Below are 16,011 nucleotides of genomic sequence, written 5' to 3'. Positions count from 1 at the left end.
AAGGCTTCGACCGCAAAGCCGCATTGTGCGCCGTTGCCAGGGCCGATCCAATGGCGGCATGAACGAGACGATGTACTTCTATGGGTTGCTGGTGGTGGTGTTCGTGCTGGCCGGCGTGGTCAAGGGTGTGACCGGCATGGGCCTGCCGACGGTAGCGATGGGCTTGCTGGGCGGTGCCTTGTCGCCGGTGGCGGCCGCATCGATGCTGTTCATTCCGACCTTCGTGACCAATGCCTGGCAGCTGTTGTCCGGTCCATCGCTGGGCCATACCGTGCGGCGGTTGTGGCCGATGATGCTGGCGGTGGTGGTGGTGACGCTGGGCTCGGCGGCGCTGCTGGTGCGGGTGGACCGTGATCTCTCGCGCATGGCGCTGGGCGTGGCATTGGTGGTGTATGCGCTGTACGCCCTGGTCGCGCCGGTGTTCCATGTACCGCAGCGGCGTGAGCGCTGGCTGGGGCCGCTGGTCGGGGCGATTTCCGGCGTGGTGACCGGCGCCACCGGCGTATTCGTGATGCCGGCCGTGCCCTACCTGCAGTCGCTGGGCCTGCAGCGCGACGAGCTGGTGCAGGCGCTGGGCCTGGCGTTCACCGTATCGACGATTTCGCTGACCACGGGCCTGGTGCTGCATGGCGCCTTTGGCGTACAGCAGCTGGGCATGAGTGCGTTGGCCGTGCTGCCGGCGCTGGCGGGCATGTGGCTGGGGCAGGTGATCCGGCAGCGCATCAGCGCACGGGTGTTCCGCGCGTGCTTCCTGGGGTTCCTGCTGCTGCTGGGGCTGGAGCTGGTGCTGCGACCGTTGTTCTGATGTCTTTGTAGAGTCGAGCCATGCTCGACTGCACCGATTTGTAGAGTCGAGCTTGCTCGACTGCTCTGACCATCAGTCGAGCATGGCTCGACTCTACAGAGCGGTGTGGCCCGGATGACGGGCATGAAAAAACCCGCTTTCGCGGGTCTTTTTCATTCTCGACGTGGTGCCCAGGAGAGGACTCGAACCTCCACGGTTTTACCCGCTAGTACCTGAAACTAGTGCGTCTACCAATTCCGCCACCTGGGCGTCGAGGAGCGAGATTATGGGGTGTTGTTACGGGGGTGTCAACACCTTTTGCAGAACCGGGGTCGGATCCCGTTTCACCTGCGAAAGGGGCTCTGACCCCATCCCACTTGCTTGGGGTCAGAGCCCTTTCCTGTGGAAAGGGATCCGACCCCGCTGCTGGAGGACAGGCAAAAAAAATCCCCGCCGAAGCGAGGAGTTTTTTCGTTGGTGCCCAGGAGAGGACTCGAACCTCCACGGTTTTACCCGCTAGTACCTGAAACTAGTGCGTCTACCAATTCCGCCACCTGGGCGTTCCAGAGGCGCAATTGTGAAGATGAATCGGCAGGCTGTCAACGCTTTCGCGCAAAAAATTCACGCCCGCGTGCAAACCGGGCCGCTGACCCGCCGTGCACGCCTGCAACGGCTACCATGTAGGGCGATGACTACCAAAAAACCAAGCAAGGGCGGGAGCAAGTCCCGCAGCCAGGCCCCGAAGAAGGGCGCCAAGGCGGGCGCTGCCCGCACCACCAAGCCGGGCAAGCCGTTGCCGGGCTGGTTCCCGGAATTGAATGAAGGCGGTGCAGCGCCGCGCGGCCGCAAGGGCCGCAGCGCCGATGCCGCCGCGCCAGGCCCGGCCCCGGGCCGCAAGCTGCCGCCAGCCGGCAAGGTGATCGATGATCCCTATGCAGCCCGCGAAGCAGAAAAGTACGAACAACCCATCGCCAGCCGCGAGGCGATTCTGGCGCTGCTGGAACGTTGCGAAGGGCCACAGACCGCCGAAGAGCTGGGCGCGCGCCTGGGCCTGACCGCTGCCGATCGTGCCGAGGCGCTGTCGCGCCGGCTGGGCGCGATGGTGCGCGACGGACAGCTGGTGCAGAACCGCCGCGGCGGCTTTGCCCCCATCCAGACCCTGAACCTGGTCACCGGCGTGGTGATCGCCAATTCGGAAGGGTTCGGTTTCCTGCGCCCGGTCGAGGGCGGCGACGATCTGTTCCTGCCGCCTTATGAGATGCGCAAGGTCATGCACGGTGACAAGGTGCTGGCGCGGGTGACCGGCATCGATCATCGCGGCCGCCGCGAAGGCAGCATTGCCCGCGTGCTTGAGCGCGGCATGACCCGCCTGATCGGTCGCTTCAGCATTGAAATGGGCATCAATTACGTGGTGCCCGATGACAAGCGCATCCAGCGCAACGTGCAGGTACCGCCGGACCAGACCGGTGGCGCGCGCGATGGCCAGCTGGTGGTCTGCGAACTGACCCAGGCACCGGACAGCCGTCGTCCGCCGATCGGCCGCATCATTGCGGTGCTGGGTGACAAGCTGACCGCTTCGCTGGTGGTGGAAACGGCCATCCACGGCCATGAACTGCCGTTCGAGTTCCCGCAGGACGTGCTGGACGAAGCCGCCTCGGTGCCGCTGGTGGTCGAGCCGGCGATGATCGGCAACCGCGTCGACCTGCGCAGTACGCCGCTGGTCACCATCGATGGCGAGGACGCCAAGGACTTCGACGACGCGGTGTACTGCGAGCCGAACGCCGACGGGTTCCGTCTGGTGGTGGCCATTGCCGATGTGTCCAACTACGTGCGTCCCGGCACGCCGCTGGACGAGGAAGCGCAGAAGCGCGCCACGTCGGTCTATTTCCCCGGCTTCGTGGTGCCGATGCTGCCGGAGACGCTGTCCAACGGCATCTGCTCGCTGATGCCCAAGGTCGACCGCATGTGCTTTGTCTGCGACATGCAGATCGACCGTGACGGCGTGGTCAGCCATTCGCGCTTCTACGAAGCCGTGATGAACTCGCACGCGCGGCTGACCTACACCCAGGTGTGGAAGGCGGTGGGCGAGGACGATGCCGATACCAAGGCCTTCATCGGCGATCTGCTGCCGCAGGTGCAGCGCCTGCACCAGCTGTACAAGGTGCTGGCCAAGGCACGCGCCAAGCGCGGTGCCATCGAATTTGAAAGCAGCGAAGTGCGCTTCGTGCTGGACAACCGCGGCGAAGTGACCCAGGCCGGCATGCTGGTGCGCAACGATGCGCACAAGCTGATCGAAGAATGCATGATCGCCGCCAACGTGGAGGCGGCCAAGTACCTGCTGTCGCGCCACGTACCGGCGCCGTACCGCATCCACGAGAAGCCGCCGGAAACCAAGTACGCCGATCTGCTGGAATTCCTCAAGGAGTTCAAGCTGAGCCTGCCGCCGTGGTCGAAGGTGCGCCCGGGCGACTACACCAAGCTGCTGAAGAAGATCCGTGACCGCCCCGATGCCACGCTGCTGGAATCGGTGCTGCTGCGCAGCCAGAGCCTGGCCATCTACAGCCCGGACAATCACGGTCACTTCGGCCTGGCACTGGAGGCGTACGCGCACTTCACCTCGCCGATTCGCCGCTACCCCGATCTGCTGGTGCACCGGGCGATCAAGCACGCGCTGTCCGGCAAGCCGCTGGACACCTTCACCTACAACGCGCGCGAGATGGCCGCGCTGGCCCTGCAATGTTCCGAACGCGAACGCCGTGCCGACGAGGCCGAGCGCGAAGTGGACGAGCGTTACCGTGCCGCGTGGATGGAGAAGCACGTCGGTGGCCAGTTCGACGGCGTGATCAGCGGCGTGACCAGTTTCGGCCTGTTCGTGGAGCTGGACGATTCCAAGGTGCAGGGCCTGGTCCACGTGACCCAGCTGCCGCAGGACTACTACAAGTTCGACGCGACCCGGAAAACGCTGAGCGGCGAGCGCCGTGGTGCCAGCTACCGGCTGGGCGACCGCGTGCGCATCCTGGTGCTGAAGGCCAGCATGGAAGAACGCAAGATCGACTTCCGCCTGGTCGAGCACAAGGGCGAAGACGAAGGTGACGGCCTGCCGCCGTTGCCGGAGCGCGGCAAGCCGGCCAAGCGGACCAAGAAGCAATATTGAAGGGTGTGCCGACCAACGGTCGGCACCCACCACACCCGGTAGGTGCCAACCTTGGTTGGCACATCCCACCCGGTAGGTGCCAACCTTGGTTGGCACATCCCACCCGGTAGGTGCCAACCTTGGTTGGCACATCCCCACCCGGCAGGTGCCAACCTTGGTTGGCACGTTCCTCACCCGGTAGGTGCCAACCTTGGTTGGCACGACGTTTCCGAGGAACCCACCATGCAAGGCCATCCCGAGTACAGCGGCGGCTGCCAGTGCGGCGCGATCCGCTTCCAGGTGCGCGGCCAGCTGACCGACAGCTCGATCTGCCATTGCCGCATGTGCCAGAAAGCCTTCGGTGCGTACTACGCCCCGCTGGTGTCGGTGCGCGGCGCGCAGTTCACCTGGACCCGCGGTCAGCCGCGCCATTTCCAGTCATCCAATGTCGTGCAGCGGGGCTTCTGCGCCGACTGCGGCACGCCGCTGACCTACGAAGCACCCGATGGCATGGCCGTGGCAGCAGGGGCGTTCGACCAGCCAGAGCTGTTGCCGCCCAGCATCCAGTACGGGGCTGAGCGCAAGCTGCCCTTCGTCGATGAGCTGGCCCGGCTGCCGGCCCGCCGCACCGAGGAGGATGTGGCAGCGCTGGAGTTCCTGGCCACGATCGTGTCCCACCAGCACCCCGACCACGACACCCCGCACTGGCCAGCGCGCAGCCGTCCATCCGAAGGATGAACGGCGGGTAGCGCCGGGCCATGCCCGGCGAGCGCGCAGCGCGGCCGCCGCCGATGCTCTACCATAGCCACCCCCTTTCCGGTCCCCGCCCGCATGAGCAAGAACAGCCAGTGGATCGTCGGCGTCAACGCCGTCGCCTCCTCCATCGAGAACGACGCCGACAACGTCCGCGAGGTGCTGGTCGAGGCCGGTGCGAAGAACCCGCGCCTGACCGAAATCGAAGAAAACGCCCGCCGCAAGGGCATCGACGTGCGCAAGGTCAACAGCCAGGCGCTGGACGGCGTGGGCGGTTCGGTGCGCCACCAGGGCGTGGCCGCGCGCTACGCCGCTGCGCGCACCTACAGCGAGAACGAGCTGGAAGGGCTGGTGACCGCCGCCGAGGGCAAGGCCCTGCTGCTGGTGCTGGACGAGGTGCAGGACCCGCACAACCTGGGCGCCTGCCTGCGCTCGGCGGCAGCCTCCGGTGCCACCGCGGTGATCATTCCCAAGGACAAGTCGGCCACGGTGAACGCCACCGTGCGCAAGACCTCGGCCGGCGCCGCCGACCGTATTCCGGTGGTGGCGGTGACCAACCTGTCGCGCTGCCTGAAGGACCTGCAGAAGCAGGGCGTGTGGATCTACGGCCTGGCCGGCGAGGCCACCGCCTCGCTGTACGGCCTGGACCTGAAGGGCAACATCGCGCTGGTGCTGGGCGGTGAGGCCGACGGCCTGCGTCGCCTGACCCGCGAAAACTGCGATGGCCTGGTGAAGATTCCGATGCCGGGCGAGATCGAGAGCCTGAACGTCTCGGTCGCCGCCGGCGTCAGCCTGTTCGAGGCCGTGCGCCAGCGCGGTTGAACGGCGGGGTCGGATCCCTTTTCCATGGAAAAGGGCTCTGACCCCTCGGCAGAGTGGGGTCAGAGCCCTCTCTGCGAGAGGGATCCGACCCCGTTACCCCGTGCTGCCGCCCAGCGCCTTGAACAGGGTGACGTCGTTGTTCAACTGGCTCTGCCGCACGCGGGCCAGCGACAGTTCGGCATCGCGCCGGGTCTGCTGTGCTTCCAGCCAGGTGCGCAGATCGGTGGCGCCCACCCGGTAGCGCACTTCCTGCGCGCGTTCCACTTCCACCGCCTGGTCATACGACGCCTGCGAAGCCTCGACCTGGCGCGCCAGCTGTTCGCGCGCCGACAGTGCGTTGTCCACTTCGGACAGCGCCGTGTACAGCGTCTTGCGGAAGTTGGTGGCATCGATCTGGTAGGCGGTGCCGGCAATGTCGGTGTCCAGCTGCGCCCGTTGCAGGTTCAGGAAGGGCAAGGACAGGCCGGCGCCCAACGTGGCCACCGGGTTGCGCAGCACATCGCCCAGCGAGCTGGCACTGGAACCCACGCTGCCGGTCAGGCTGAGCGCCGGGTAGTACTGGGTGGCGGTGACCTTGATGGTCTTCAGGCTGTTGCGCAGGCGCAGCTCCGCCGCGCGCAGGTCCGGGCGGCGGCCCAGCAGATCGGCCGGCAGGCCCTCGGCAATGGCCGGGCTGCGCGCATCGTCCAGGTTCTGCGGCTCGTCCTGCTGCGGCCACGGCGTGCCGTCCAGCAGCACGGTCAGCGCATTGCGAACTTCCACCCGCTGCTGTTCCAGCGCGCTCTGCGCCGAGCGCTGCGACTGCAGGTTCTGCTCTGCCTGGCGCACTTCCAGCCGTGATACCGCACCGGCGTCGAAGCGCGCCTGCACCAGGTCGCGGGTGCGCTGCAGGCGCTCCAGGTTGGCCTGGCCGCTGGCAATGGACTGGTTCAGATAGGCCAACGCCCAGTACTGGGTGATGGTGTCGCCGATCACCAGCAGGGCGGTGTTCTGCCGGTCTTCCTCGCTGGCCTGGGCTTCCCAGCGGGCAATGTCGTGCTGCGTGCGCAGGCGTCCCCACAGGTCGATTTCCCAGCCCAGCGACACGCCAGTGGAGTAGCTGCGGCTCCAGTCGTCGCCCTGGTCGGTGGCGCGGCTGCCGCTGCCACTGACGCCCGACGAGGAGGGCTGTGGCCACAGCGCATTGCTGGCCAGCCCGGCCTGCAGGCGCGCGCGCTGCACCGCCAGCCCCGCGGCGCCCAGGTCGCTGTTGGCGGCCAGTGCACGGGCGACCAGCCGGTCCAGGCGATCATCGCCGAACCCCTGCCACCAGGTGTCCTGGCGGATATCACGGCCGGGCGTATCCAGGCTGCTGCGCGGGTCGTCGGCGGGCGCGTTGAGGGTCGCGTCGCCGCGCCCCCAGGTGGCCGCCACTTCGGGATCCTGGGTCGGGTAGCGGCCCACCGATGCGCAGCCGGACAGCGCCAGCAGCACGGCGCCGACCAGCAGCAGGCGGGGAGGAGCGGGGAAAGGCAGTCGGGTCATCATCATCTTCATTCGCGGGCCAGTGCCTCCACCGGGTCGAGCTGGGCGGCACTGCGTGCCGGCAGGAAACCAAAGGCCACGCCGATCAGGGTGGAGCAGGCGAATGCGGCCACGATCGAGGCGATGGAGAACAGGACCTGGAAATCACTGGAAAAGCGCCCGATCAGCGCGCCCAGCAGCAGCGCCAGGCCCACGCCGAGCAGGCCGCCCAGCAGGCAGACCAGCACCGCTTCGATCAGGAACTGCTGGCGGATGTCGCTCTGCCGCGCGCCCACGGCCATGCGCACGCCGATCTCGCGGGTGCGCTCGGTCACCGACACCAGCATGATGTTCATCACCCCGATGCCGCCCACCAGCAGGGCGATGGCGGCGATGGCGCCGATCAGCAGGGTCATGGTGCGGGTGGTCTGTTCGATGGTCTCGCGGATCTCCGCACTGTTGCTCAGGAAGAAATCCTCGGTGCCATGGCGCAGGGTCAGCAGGCGGGTGATCGCTTCCTGCGCCGCATCCATCGGCGTTTCGTCATTCACGCGCACGGTGATGCTGGACACGTGGCTCTGCCCCAGCATGCGCGACATCACCGTGGTGTAAGGCACGAACACGCCCAGGCTGGTGCTGCCGCCGAAGCCGAAACTCTGCTTCTTGGCCACGCCCACCACGCGCACCGGCACGTTGCCGAGCAGGATCACCTGGCCGACCGGGTCGCTGTCGGGGAAGAACTGGGTTTTGGTGTTCTCGTCGATCACCGCTTCCTGCGCCAGGCCCTTCACCGGGTCGGTGTCGAAGAAGCTGCCGCTGAGCAGGGTGATGCCCTTCACCCGGAAGTACTGGTCGCCCACGCCGCTGATCTGTGCGGTGGCCGACTGGTTGCGGTAGCGGGCGGTGACCGAGGTGGACACGCTGGGCGTGGCGCTGTCCACGTAGCTCTGGGTGGCCAGTGCATCGGCGTCGGTGGCCTTCAGGGTCTGCACCCGTGCCGAGCGCATGTCACCAAACCCGCGGCCGGGATAGACGTCGATGGTGTTGGTACCCAGCGCGCTGATGTTCTGCAGGATCTGCTGCTGCGAACCGTTGCCCAGGGCCACGACCGAGACCACCGAGGCGATGCCGATGATGATGCCGAGCATGGTCAGGAAGGTGCGCAGGCGGTGTGCATTCATGGCCAGCAGGGCCATCCGGAACGCTTCGGTGAAGCGGTCACGCGCCGCGCGCCAGCTGCTGCCGTGGGCCACGCCGATGCTGGCTTCACGCTGCGCACGCTGGCTGGGCGCCTTCGGGTTGGCACGGTCGGCAATGATTTCGCCGTCACGGATCTCGATGATGCGCTGGGCGTGTTCGGCCACGCTCATGTCGTGGGTGACGATGATGATGGTGTGGCCTTCGGCATGCAGCTCGCCGAGGATGGTCATCACCTCTTCGCCGGATTTCGTGTCCAGTGCGCCGGTCGGCTCGTCGGCCAGGATCACCTCGCCGCCGTTCATCAGGGCGCGGGCGATCGACACGCGCTGCTGCTGGCCGCCGGACAACTGGCCGGGCTTGTGGTGCATGCGGTCGCCCAGCCCCAACCGTTGCAGCAGCTGCTCGGCACGGGCGTTGCGCACCGGGCCCGGGCTGCCAGCGTACACGGCCGGCACTTCCACGTTGCCGCGCGCGTCCAGATCGCCCAGCAGGTGGTAGCGCTGGAAAATGAAACCGAAATGTTCGCGGCGCAGTTCGGCCAGTGCGTCCGGTTCCATGTTGCCGGTCTCGCGGCCAGCCACCTGGTAACTGCCACGGGTGGGCCGGTCCAGGCAGCCCAGGATGTTCATCAGGGTGGATTTGCCCGAACCGGACTGGCCGACGATGGCGACCATTTCGCCGGCATGGATATCCAGGTTGACATCGCGCAGCACGGCGATGGTTTCGTCGCCGGCGGGAAACTCGCGGCGCAGGTCCCGCAGGCGCAGCAGGGGGGCGCCAGGGCTCATCGGCGCGGCCCCATGCCGCCCGGCGGGCCCATGCGCATGCTGCCGCTGCGGTTGTTGCTGCCGCTGCTGGACGCCGCAGCGCTGGCTTCACCCACCACCACGCGCTCGCCTTCTTCCAGGCCGGACAGGATCTGCGCGCTGGCGCCGTTGCTGATGCCCACCTTCACCTTGCGCGGCTGCGGCTGGCCGTTCTCACCGACCACGCGCACCATGCGCTGGCCGTCGCGGGTCTTCGGGCCCAGCGCCACGGCCGGCACCAGCAGCGTGCCCTTGGCCTGGTTCAACAGCACCGATACCTGTGCGGTCATGTCGATGCGCAGGGTGCCGTCCGGATTTTCCACGTCGAACAGCGCGTTGTAGTACACCGCACTGCTGGAGCTGGAACTGGACGAGCTGCTGGAGCTGGACGAGCTTTCATTGGCGATGGACGACGGCGCCGGATTGATCTGCCGCAGCGTGGCGTGGTACTTGCGGTCCGGGTCGCCCAGGGTGGTGAAGTACACCGGCATGCCGGCCTTGATCTTCACCACGTCGGCCTCGGACACCTCGGCATTCACCGTGACCACGTCCAGCCGCGCCAGCATCACGATGGTCGGTGCGGTCTGGTTGGCATTCACCGTGCGGCCTTCCTCGGCCACCACGGCCACCACGGTGCCGTCCATCGGGGCGGTGATGCGGGTGTAGGCCAGGTTGGCGCGGGCGGTGCCCAGTTCGGTTTCGCGCCCCTTGATCTGCGCTTCATAGGATTGCAGCTGCGCGCGTGCGGTCTTCAGCGTGGCTTCGGCGGCATCGTATTCCTGGCGCGAGGTGGCTTCGGCGGCCAGCATCTGCTGCTGCCGGGCGAAATCCAGCTCGGCCTGGCGCAGGGTGGCCTGCTGCACGGCGCGCTGGGCGATCACCTGGTCCAGCGATGCCTGCGCGTTGAGCACCTGGTTCTGCTGGGTGGTGGCGTCGATCTCGGCGATCAGGTCGCCTTCCTTCACCGTGTCGCCCAGCTGCACCTTCAGCGACTTGATCTGGCCGGACGCCTGGGCGCCCACGCTGACCAGCTTGTAGGCATCGATCACGCCGGTGGCTTCCACGGTCTGTTCGATATCGCCGCGGCTGACTGCGGTGGTGGCCAGGGCGGGGGCGGCGGGCTTGCGCAGCAGCCACCAGGCCGCCACGGCAACAACCAGCACAAGCGTGGCGATCAGCATCAGGCGACCTCGTCGGGTCGCGGGCAACAGGCGGGAGATCACGTCAGGGGCTTCACTCTGGGGGCCGCAGCGCGGCGTTGGCAGGCATTGTGAAGAGCGGGCGAGGCCGCGCTCAATCCTCGGGGTGTGTCTGTATGTAACACTGTCGGGTAGCGCGCGTAACCACAGGTATCCCGTCCCGGCGGCGATACAGTGCTACGCAATGGACAGGATGCGGTTCAGCTCCCGACACGGGAAAATCGCCCCATGGAGACCGAAACCCCGATGCATCGACTGCTGATCGTCGACGACGACAACGACATCCGTACCCTGCTGGCCGAGCAGCTGGGGCGGGCAGGCTATCTGGTCAGCACCGCCGCCGACGGCGCCAGCATGCGCCAGCTGCTGGAACGCGAGCACGTGGACCTGATCGTGCTCGATCTGAACCTGCCGCGCGAAGATGGGCTGACCCTGTGCCGCGACCTGCGTGCGCGTTCCAACACGCCGGTGATCATGCTGACCGCCCGCGCCGAACCGATCGACCGCGTGCTGGGCCTGGAAATGGGCGCCGACGATTACCTGGCCAAGCCGTTCGAACCGCGCGAGCTGCTGGCGCGCATCCGCAACGTGCTGCGCCGGACCGAAGCGCTGCCGGCCAACCTGGAGCCGCTGGCAGTGCGCCGCGCGCGTTTCTCGCGTTGGGTATTCGACCTGGAGCATCGCCACCTGGTCGACCCCGATGGCCGGGTGGTGGTGCTGTCCGGTGCCGAGTTCCGCCTGCTGCGGGTCTTCATCGCCCATGCCAACAAGGTGCTGTCGCGCGAACAACTGGTGGCGCTGAGCAGCGGCCGCAACTATGAAGCGCAGGATCGTGCGATCGACCTGCAGGTCAGCCGGCTGCGCAACAAGCTGGCCGACGACGGCGGCCCGGATGGCCTGATCAAGACCGTGCGCAACGAAGGTTACGTGCTGGCGTCCTCGGTGCAGATGGAATAACCACGATGCAGCGCCTGCGCCATTTCCTGTCCTCGATGGTCGGACGGCTGTTCGTGATCCTGCTGGTGGGCGTGGCGGTGGCGGCGATCGGCGCGACCATGCTGGCCTCGTCCAAGCGCCAGCAGGAGTTCGAGCGGCAGAACCTGAACCGCGTGGCCGACCGCCTGCAGGGCTACGTCAACATGCTGGACGGCAACCCGGAGCTGCGCGAACGCCTGCTGGAAACCGGCGGGCCGAGCGTGCGCTCGTTGCCCCCCGATGCGCGGCTGGGGCGCGCGGACACCGCGCTGATGCAGGTGCTGGATGACCGTGCCGGCCCAGTGGCGCGGGCACATGTGCATTTCACCTCGTTCCGCTCCTGCATTCCCCGGCTGCAGGAATTCCTGCCGCCGCCGCCACCGCCCAATGGCCATCGCCGCCCGCCGCGCGAGCGCGATCCGTCCTTCATTCCGCCCAAGTGCCGGGCGGTGGATGTCACCCTCAGCGACGGCACCCTGCTGAAGCTGGCGCTGGATTCGCCAGCGGTTGCACACAACGGTGTGCTGGCGGTCGATCCGCTGTTCATGACCCTGCTGGTGCTGGCCATCGGCGTGCTGGCGTACATCGTCGCGCGCATGTCCAGCAAGCCGCTGCAGGACCTGGCGTCGGCCGCCGAAGAACTGGGCGATGATCTGCAGCGGGCGCCGCTGCCGCTGCGCGGCCCGCGCGAGGTGCAGCGCGCCGCCGAGGCCTTCAATGCCATGCAGCAGCGCCTGCAGCGGCACCTGGCCGAGCGTACGCAGATGCTGGCGGCGATCACCCATGATCTGCAGACGCCGTTGACGCGGCTGCGCCTGCGCCTGGAAAACGTGAACGACGAAGCATTGCGCGAACGCCTGATCGGTGACCTGGCGGCGATGCAGGCGCTGGTGCGCGAGGGCCTGGAACTGGCGCGCAGCGCCGAGAGTTCCGAGCAGCGTGCGGCGCTGGACCTGGATTCGCTGCTGGAAAGCATTGTCGAGGACACCGCCGAAGGCGGCGCGGATGTGGCGTTCGAAGGCCGCAGCGGCGCCGTGCTGATGCTGCGCCCGCTGGCCATGCACCGCCTGTTCTCCAACCTGGTGGATAACGCGGTGATGTATGCGCACCGGGTGCGGGTGCGGGTGGAGCGCAGCCAGGACGGCATTACCGTGGTGGTGGCCGATGATGGCCCCGGATTGTCGGAAGACCAGCTGGAAGCCGTGTTCGACCCGTTCGTGCGGGTGGAGACGTCCCGTTCCCGCGAAACCGGCGGGGCCGGGCTGGGGCTGACCATCGCCCGTGCCCTGGCCGAAAAGGATGGCGGCCGTCTGTGGCTGCGCAACCGGCCGGCCGAAGGGCTGGAGGCCGTGGTGCACTGGCCGGCCAGCGCCCAGGCCCGCTCGTAGATCCACGCCATGCGTGGATGACGGCTGGCGTCCCGCGCCGGGGCTGCGGTGACGCCGAGGGGGGTGTTTGCCCTATCATTCGCGTCAACTTCCCAGCGTTTGACCGATGAGCCAGCCTGTTCGTGCCGGCGTGCGGCCCCGTGCCGCCCGGCTGTCCCCCTTCCTGCCTGTTGCCCCGCCGGGCAACCGCACCTGGCCACTGCCCCTGCGGTAATGGGTGGCAAGGGGGCTGGCAGGCGCCTGGCGGGGCGCCACCCGGGAACCTGGATCGGGCCGCTGGCGCGGTGGGTGCTGCTGTGCCTGCTGCTGGCCGTGGCGCCGCCGCTGGCGGCCGCAACCGAAGGCGCGCCGCCGCTGCGTGACTACGCCATCGACGTCTGGACCTCGCGCAACGGGCTGCCGCACAACTCGCTGCGCGACATTGCCCAGACCCCGGAAGGCCACCTGTGGTTCGCCACCTGGGAAGGCCTGGTGCGCTACAACGGGCTGGATTTCACCGTATTCGACCGCAGTACCCGGCCGGGGCTGCCCGACAACGGGGTCGGCGCGCTCTACGTGGACCGGCAGGGCGGCCTGTGGATCAGCGATTCGCGCGGCAACGTCAGCTACCGGGCCGGCGATGGCCGCTGGCGGGTCTGGGAACACGGTGCCAACAGTCCGCAGGTGCTGATCCAGGCCATGCAGATGGACAGCCAGGGCCGCCTGTGGCTGCTCTATGAGGGCAAGGGCCTGGGCTACCTGACCCCGGAAGGCGGCATGGTGTTCGAGACCCCGCCGCCGGGCCTGCCGGTGGCGATGAGCTTCACCAAGCTGGTGGTGGATGCCCAGGACCGGGTCTGGATCGGCACGCTGGATGGCCTGCTGCTGCGCGATACCGATGGCGAGATGAAGCGTGCGCCGCCGGGCTGGGGCGTGGGCAGTGGCTTGTCCTGGCCGTACCGTGCGCCGGACGGGGCATTGTGGATCGTGGCCGGTGAGCGCCTGTACCGGGTGGAAGACGACCGGCTGGTGCTGGTGCACCGCCTGCCCGGGCAACTGCACATGACGGCCATGCTGCAGGACCGTCATGGGGATATCTGGCTGGGCACCGAAAACCAGGGCCTGCTGCGCATTTCCGCGCACGGCATGGAGCGCCTGCCGGCCGGCCTGAACCTGCCGGGCGGGCGGGTGGTCAGCCTGCGCGAGGATGCCGAAGGCAGCATCTGGGTGGGCGCCAACAGCGGCCTGTACCGGCTGCGCGAGACCCTGTTCAGCAGCTACACCGAGCGCGATGGCCTCAGTGGCGACTACGTGCGCACCGTGTTCGAGGACCGTGACCGGCAGCTGTGGGTCGGCAGCGCCAGCGGCCTGGACGTGCAGACGGCAGATGGGCGGTTCCGCGCGATGCCGCTGCACAACAAGGGCGGCAAAGCACCGTCGGTACTCAGTCTGGCGCAGAGCCCGGACGGCGATCTGTGGGTGGGCACCTTCGGCGACGGCGTCTACCGCCTGGATGCGCACGGGCAGCTGCGGCACAACTACGACGCCGCCGATGGCATGCCCGGCGGCAACATCCGCGCGATCAGCGTGGGTGCCGACGGCATGGTGTGGGCGGGTACGCAGAAGGGCGTGGTCTCCATCGAAGGCGACCGCGTGCAGGTGTCACGCGTGCCGGGCATGCCCAGCGGCCTGATCACGGCGCTCGAACACGACCACCAGGGCAACCTGTGGATCGGCACGATCGAAGGCATCCATGTGCTGCGCGGCGACAAGGTGCAGCGCATCGACCTGACCGCGCTGGGCGGCGGCCGCAGCGTGTTCGGTTTCCGCCAGATCGGCGACGCCATGTGGATCAGCAGCGACCGTGGCCTGTACCGGTGGCAGGGCGAAAGGCTGTCGCGCGTGGGCCTGGAGCAGGGCATGCCGGTGGATACGGTGTTCCAGCTGGTACCCGACCGCCTGGGCAATGTCTGGGTCAGCAGCAACCGTGGCGTGCTGCGTACCGACATGGCCACGTTGAATGCCGTGGCCGATGGCCGTGCGCCGCGGGTGTCGGTGGAGCGCTACAACGAAATCGACGGCATGGCCAACGCGCAGGCCAATGGCAGTTCCGGCCCGTCGGCGATCCTGCGCCAGGACGGCACCTTCTGGGTAGTGACCGCCGGCGGCCTGAGCACGGTCGATCCGCAGCGCCTGCAACGCTTCCGTGAGCGCCCGGCGCCGCCGGCGGCGATCGAGAGCGTGCAGGTTGATGGGGCGCCGGTGCACTGGGAAGGCACCGACCACAATTCCATTCCCGGTGGCCGCCGTCTGGCGGTCAGCTTCGTTGGCCTGAGCTACCTGATGTCCGACCGCATCCGCTATCGCACGCGGCTGGAAGGGCTGGACCATGGCTGGGTCGAACGCGGCGCCCAGCGCAGCGTGGAATTCATCGGCCTGCCGCCGGGGGATTACACGCTGCATGTGTCGGCCGCGCATCCAGGCGGTGCCTGGGGCCAGCAGGAAGCGGTGTGGAGCTTCAGCGTGCAGCCGTTCTGGTGGCAGCGGCACAGCGTGCAGGCGTTGATCGCGCTGCTGCTGATCGCCGGGCTGGTGGCGCTGTACCGGTTCCTGCTGCAGCGCTACCGCACCAGCAACCTGCGCCTGGCCCAGCGCGTGGATGAAGCCACCTTCGACCTGCAGGCGCAGACGGTGCATCTGCAGGCACTGAACCAGGAAAAGACCGAGCTGGCCGAGCGCCTGGCCCGGCAGGCCGAAGCATTCGAACGGCAGGCACGCGAAGATGCGCTGACCGGCCTGGCCAACCGCCGTGGTTTCGATGAAACCCTGGCCCGTGACTTCGCCCGTGCGCAGCGCAGCGGCCACCCGATGTGCCTGGTGGTGCTGGATATCGACCACTTCAAGGATGTGAATGACACCTACAGCCACAGCATCGGCGATGCCGTGCTGGTGGAAGTGGCGCAGTTGATTGCCGCGGCCAGCCGTGATTCGGACCTGCCGGCGCGTACCGGCGGCGAAGAGTTCGCGCTGTTGCTCAACGACACCCGGCTTGAAGAAGCCGCACAGCTGTGTGCACGCCTGCGTGGCCTGTTCCACGATCACGCGGACTGGGCCGGCGTGGCCGCATTGCGGGTGACCTTCAGTGCCGGTCTGGTGGAACTGGCCGCGGACGATCGTACGCCCGCCCTGTTGTACCAGCGCGCCGACCGCGCGCTGTACCGCGCCAAGAGCGACGGCCGCGACCGCACCAGCATCGGCTGATGGCCCTCCACGCATGGCGTGGATCTACTGCACTTTGCTTTTCTGATCTTTCCGTGGCGGGCACAGGAAACTGTCCGTGGCCGGGCGGGTGGGCTGCGCAGGGGCGTGAGCCGCATGGATGCGGCGACCGAGCTTACAGGGACGTACTTGCAGCGTCCCCTGCGCAGTCCACCCGCCCGGCCCAGCCCAAGCGCTGCCGGGCGCGCCG

10 protein-coding genes and 2 tRNA genes are annotated in these 16,011 nt (G+C 67.8%); 7 read left to right on the top strand and 5 right to left on the bottom strand.

Features of this window, described 5'->3' with window-relative positions; genetic code table 11:
* Positions 1 to 58 precede the first annotated feature (58 nt).
* On the top strand, positions 59 to 805 hold the full coding sequence (locus AC06FA_RS02720; RefSeq protein ID WP_478067004.1) for a sulfite exporter TauE/SafE family protein: 747 nt from the start codon (positions 59 to 61) through the stop codon (positions 803 to 805).
* 164 nt (positions 806 to 969) lie between these two features.
* On the opposite strand, the gene AC06FA_RS02715 is transcribed toward AC06FA_RS02720, so the two are convergent.
* A tRNA-Leu gene (locus tag AC06FA_RS02715) sits at positions 970 to 1,054 on the bottom strand.
* Positions 1,055 to 1,259: 205 nt separating this feature from the next.
* A tRNA-Leu gene (locus tag AC06FA_RS02710) sits at positions 1,260 to 1,344 on the bottom strand.
* A gap of 128 nt (positions 1,345 to 1,472) precedes the next feature.
* Here AC06FA_RS02710 and rnr point away from each other — a divergent pair.
* The 3 genes from rnr to rlmB all read left to right on the top strand — a co-directional run bounded on the left by rnr (position 1,473) and on the right by rlmB (position 5,492).
* Positions 1,473 to 3,938: a ribonuclease R gene (gene rnr, locus AC06FA_RS02705; protein WP_478067003.1), complete on the top strand. Its 2,466-nt coding sequence runs from the start codon at positions 1,473 to 1,475 to the stop codon at positions 3,936 to 3,938.
* Positions 3,939 to 4,160: 222 nt separating this feature from the next.
* A complete protein-coding gene (locus tag AC06FA_RS02700) occupies positions 4,161 to 4,655 on the top strand; it encodes a GFA family protein (RefSeq protein ID WP_478067002.1) in 495 nt (164 codons plus the stop codon).
* 93 nt (positions 4,656 to 4,748) lie between these two features.
* Complete coding sequence (rlmB, locus tag AC06FA_RS02695) at positions 4,749 to 5,492, top strand: 23S rRNA (guanosine(2251)-2'-O)-methyltransferase RlmB (RefSeq protein WP_478067001.1); 744 nt, start codon at positions 4,749 to 4,751, stop codon at positions 5,490 to 5,492.
* A 93-nt stretch (positions 5,493 to 5,585) separates the two neighbouring features.
* Here the strand turns inward: rlmB and AC06FA_RS02690 are convergent, their stop codons facing one another.
* Genes AC06FA_RS02690 through AC06FA_RS02680 form a run of 3 tightly spaced genes read right to left on the bottom strand, consistent with a single transcriptional unit; the run spans position 5,586 to position 10,224 of the window.
* Complete coding sequence (locus AC06FA_RS02690; protein WP_478067000.1) at positions 5,586 to 7,022, bottom strand: TolC family protein; 1,437 nt, start codon at positions 7,020 to 7,022, stop codon at positions 5,586 to 5,588.
* 2 nt (positions 7,023 to 7,024) lie between these two features.
* Positions 7,025 to 8,983, bottom strand: coding sequence for a MacB family efflux pump subunit (locus AC06FA_RS02685; RefSeq protein ID WP_478066999.1), 1,959 nt, complete (start codon positions 8,981 to 8,983; stop codon positions 7,025 to 7,027).
* The gene (locus tag AC06FA_RS02680) at positions 8,980 to 10,224 is read right to left on the bottom strand and encodes an efflux RND transporter periplasmic adaptor subunit (RefSeq protein ID WP_478066998.1); all 1,245 of its coding nucleotides are present in this window, start codon (positions 10,222 to 10,224) and stop codon (positions 8,980 to 8,982) included. The genes AC06FA_RS02685 and AC06FA_RS02680 overlap by 4 nt, the downstream gene beginning before the upstream one ends.
* A gap of 204 nt (positions 10,225 to 10,428) precedes the next feature.
* On the opposite strand from AC06FA_RS02680, the gene AC06FA_RS02675 reads away from it, so the two are divergent.
* The 3 genes from AC06FA_RS02675 (at position 10,429) to AC06FA_RS02665 (ending at position 15,803) form a co-directional block, all read left to right on the top strand.
* The gene (locus AC06FA_RS02675; RefSeq protein WP_312710269.1) at positions 10,429 to 11,157 is read left to right on the top strand and encodes a response regulator; all 729 of its coding nucleotides are present in this window, start codon (positions 10,429 to 10,431) and stop codon (positions 11,155 to 11,157) included.
* A gap of 5 nt (positions 11,158 to 11,162) precedes the next feature.
* Positions 11,163 to 12,563 (top strand): sensor histidine kinase, encoded by a 1,401-nt coding sequence (locus tag AC06FA_RS02670; RefSeq protein ID WP_478066997.1) that lies wholly within the window; start codon positions 11,163 to 11,165, stop codon positions 12,561 to 12,563.
* Positions 12,564 to 12,776: 213 nt separating this feature from the next.
* Positions 12,777 to 15,803 carry a two-component regulator propeller domain-containing protein gene (locus AC06FA_RS02665; protein ID WP_478066996.1) on the top strand — a complete coding sequence of 1,009 codons (3,027 nt, stop codon included), beginning with the start codon at positions 12,777 to 12,779 and terminating at the stop codon, positions 15,801 to 15,803.
* The last annotated feature ends 208 nt before the right edge of the window (positions 15,804 to 16,011 follow it).

The sequence above is a fragment of the Stenotrophomonas sp. Steno-C17 genome (assembly GCF_056393165.1).
The sequence above is the reverse complement of the archived record's forward strand: the minus strand, read 5'-3'. Positions and strand labels throughout refer to the sequence as shown.

Excerpts from the sequence above, each read along its gene's own strand:
- AC06FA_RS02720 (WP_478067004.1), top strand. The coding sequence starts at position 59 with ATGAACGAGACGATGTACTTCTATGGGTTGCTGGTGGTGGTGTTCGTG.
- rnr (WP_478067003.1), top strand. The coding sequence starts at position 1,473 with ATGACTACCAAAAAACCAAGCAAGGGCGGGAGCAAGTCCCGCAGCCAG.
- AC06FA_RS02700 (WP_478067002.1), top strand. The coding sequence starts at position 4,161 with ATGCAAGGCCATCCCGAGTACAGCGGCGGCTGCCAGTGCGGCGCGATC.
- rlmB (WP_478067001.1), top strand. The coding sequence starts at position 4,749 with ATGAGCAAGAACAGCCAGTGGATCGTCGGCGTCAACGCCGTCGCCTCC.
- AC06FA_RS02690 (WP_478067000.1), bottom strand. The coding sequence starts at position 7,022 with ATGATGATGACCCGACTGCCTTTCCCCGCTCCTCCCCGCCTGCTGCTG.
- AC06FA_RS02685 (WP_478066999.1), bottom strand. The coding sequence starts at position 8,983 with ATGAGCCCTGGCGCCCCCCTGCTGCGCCTGCGGGACCTGCGCCGCGAG.
- AC06FA_RS02675 (WP_312710269.1), top strand. The coding sequence starts at position 10,429 with ATGGAGACCGAAACCCCGATGCATCGACTGCTGATCGTCGACGACGAC.
- AC06FA_RS02670 (WP_478066997.1), top strand. The coding sequence starts at position 11,163 with ATGCAGCGCCTGCGCCATTTCCTGTCCTCGATGGTCGGACGGCTGTTC.
- AC06FA_RS02665 (WP_478066996.1), top strand. The coding sequence starts at position 12,777 with ATGGGTGGCAAGGGGGCTGGCAGGCGCCTGGCGGGGCGCCACCCGGGA.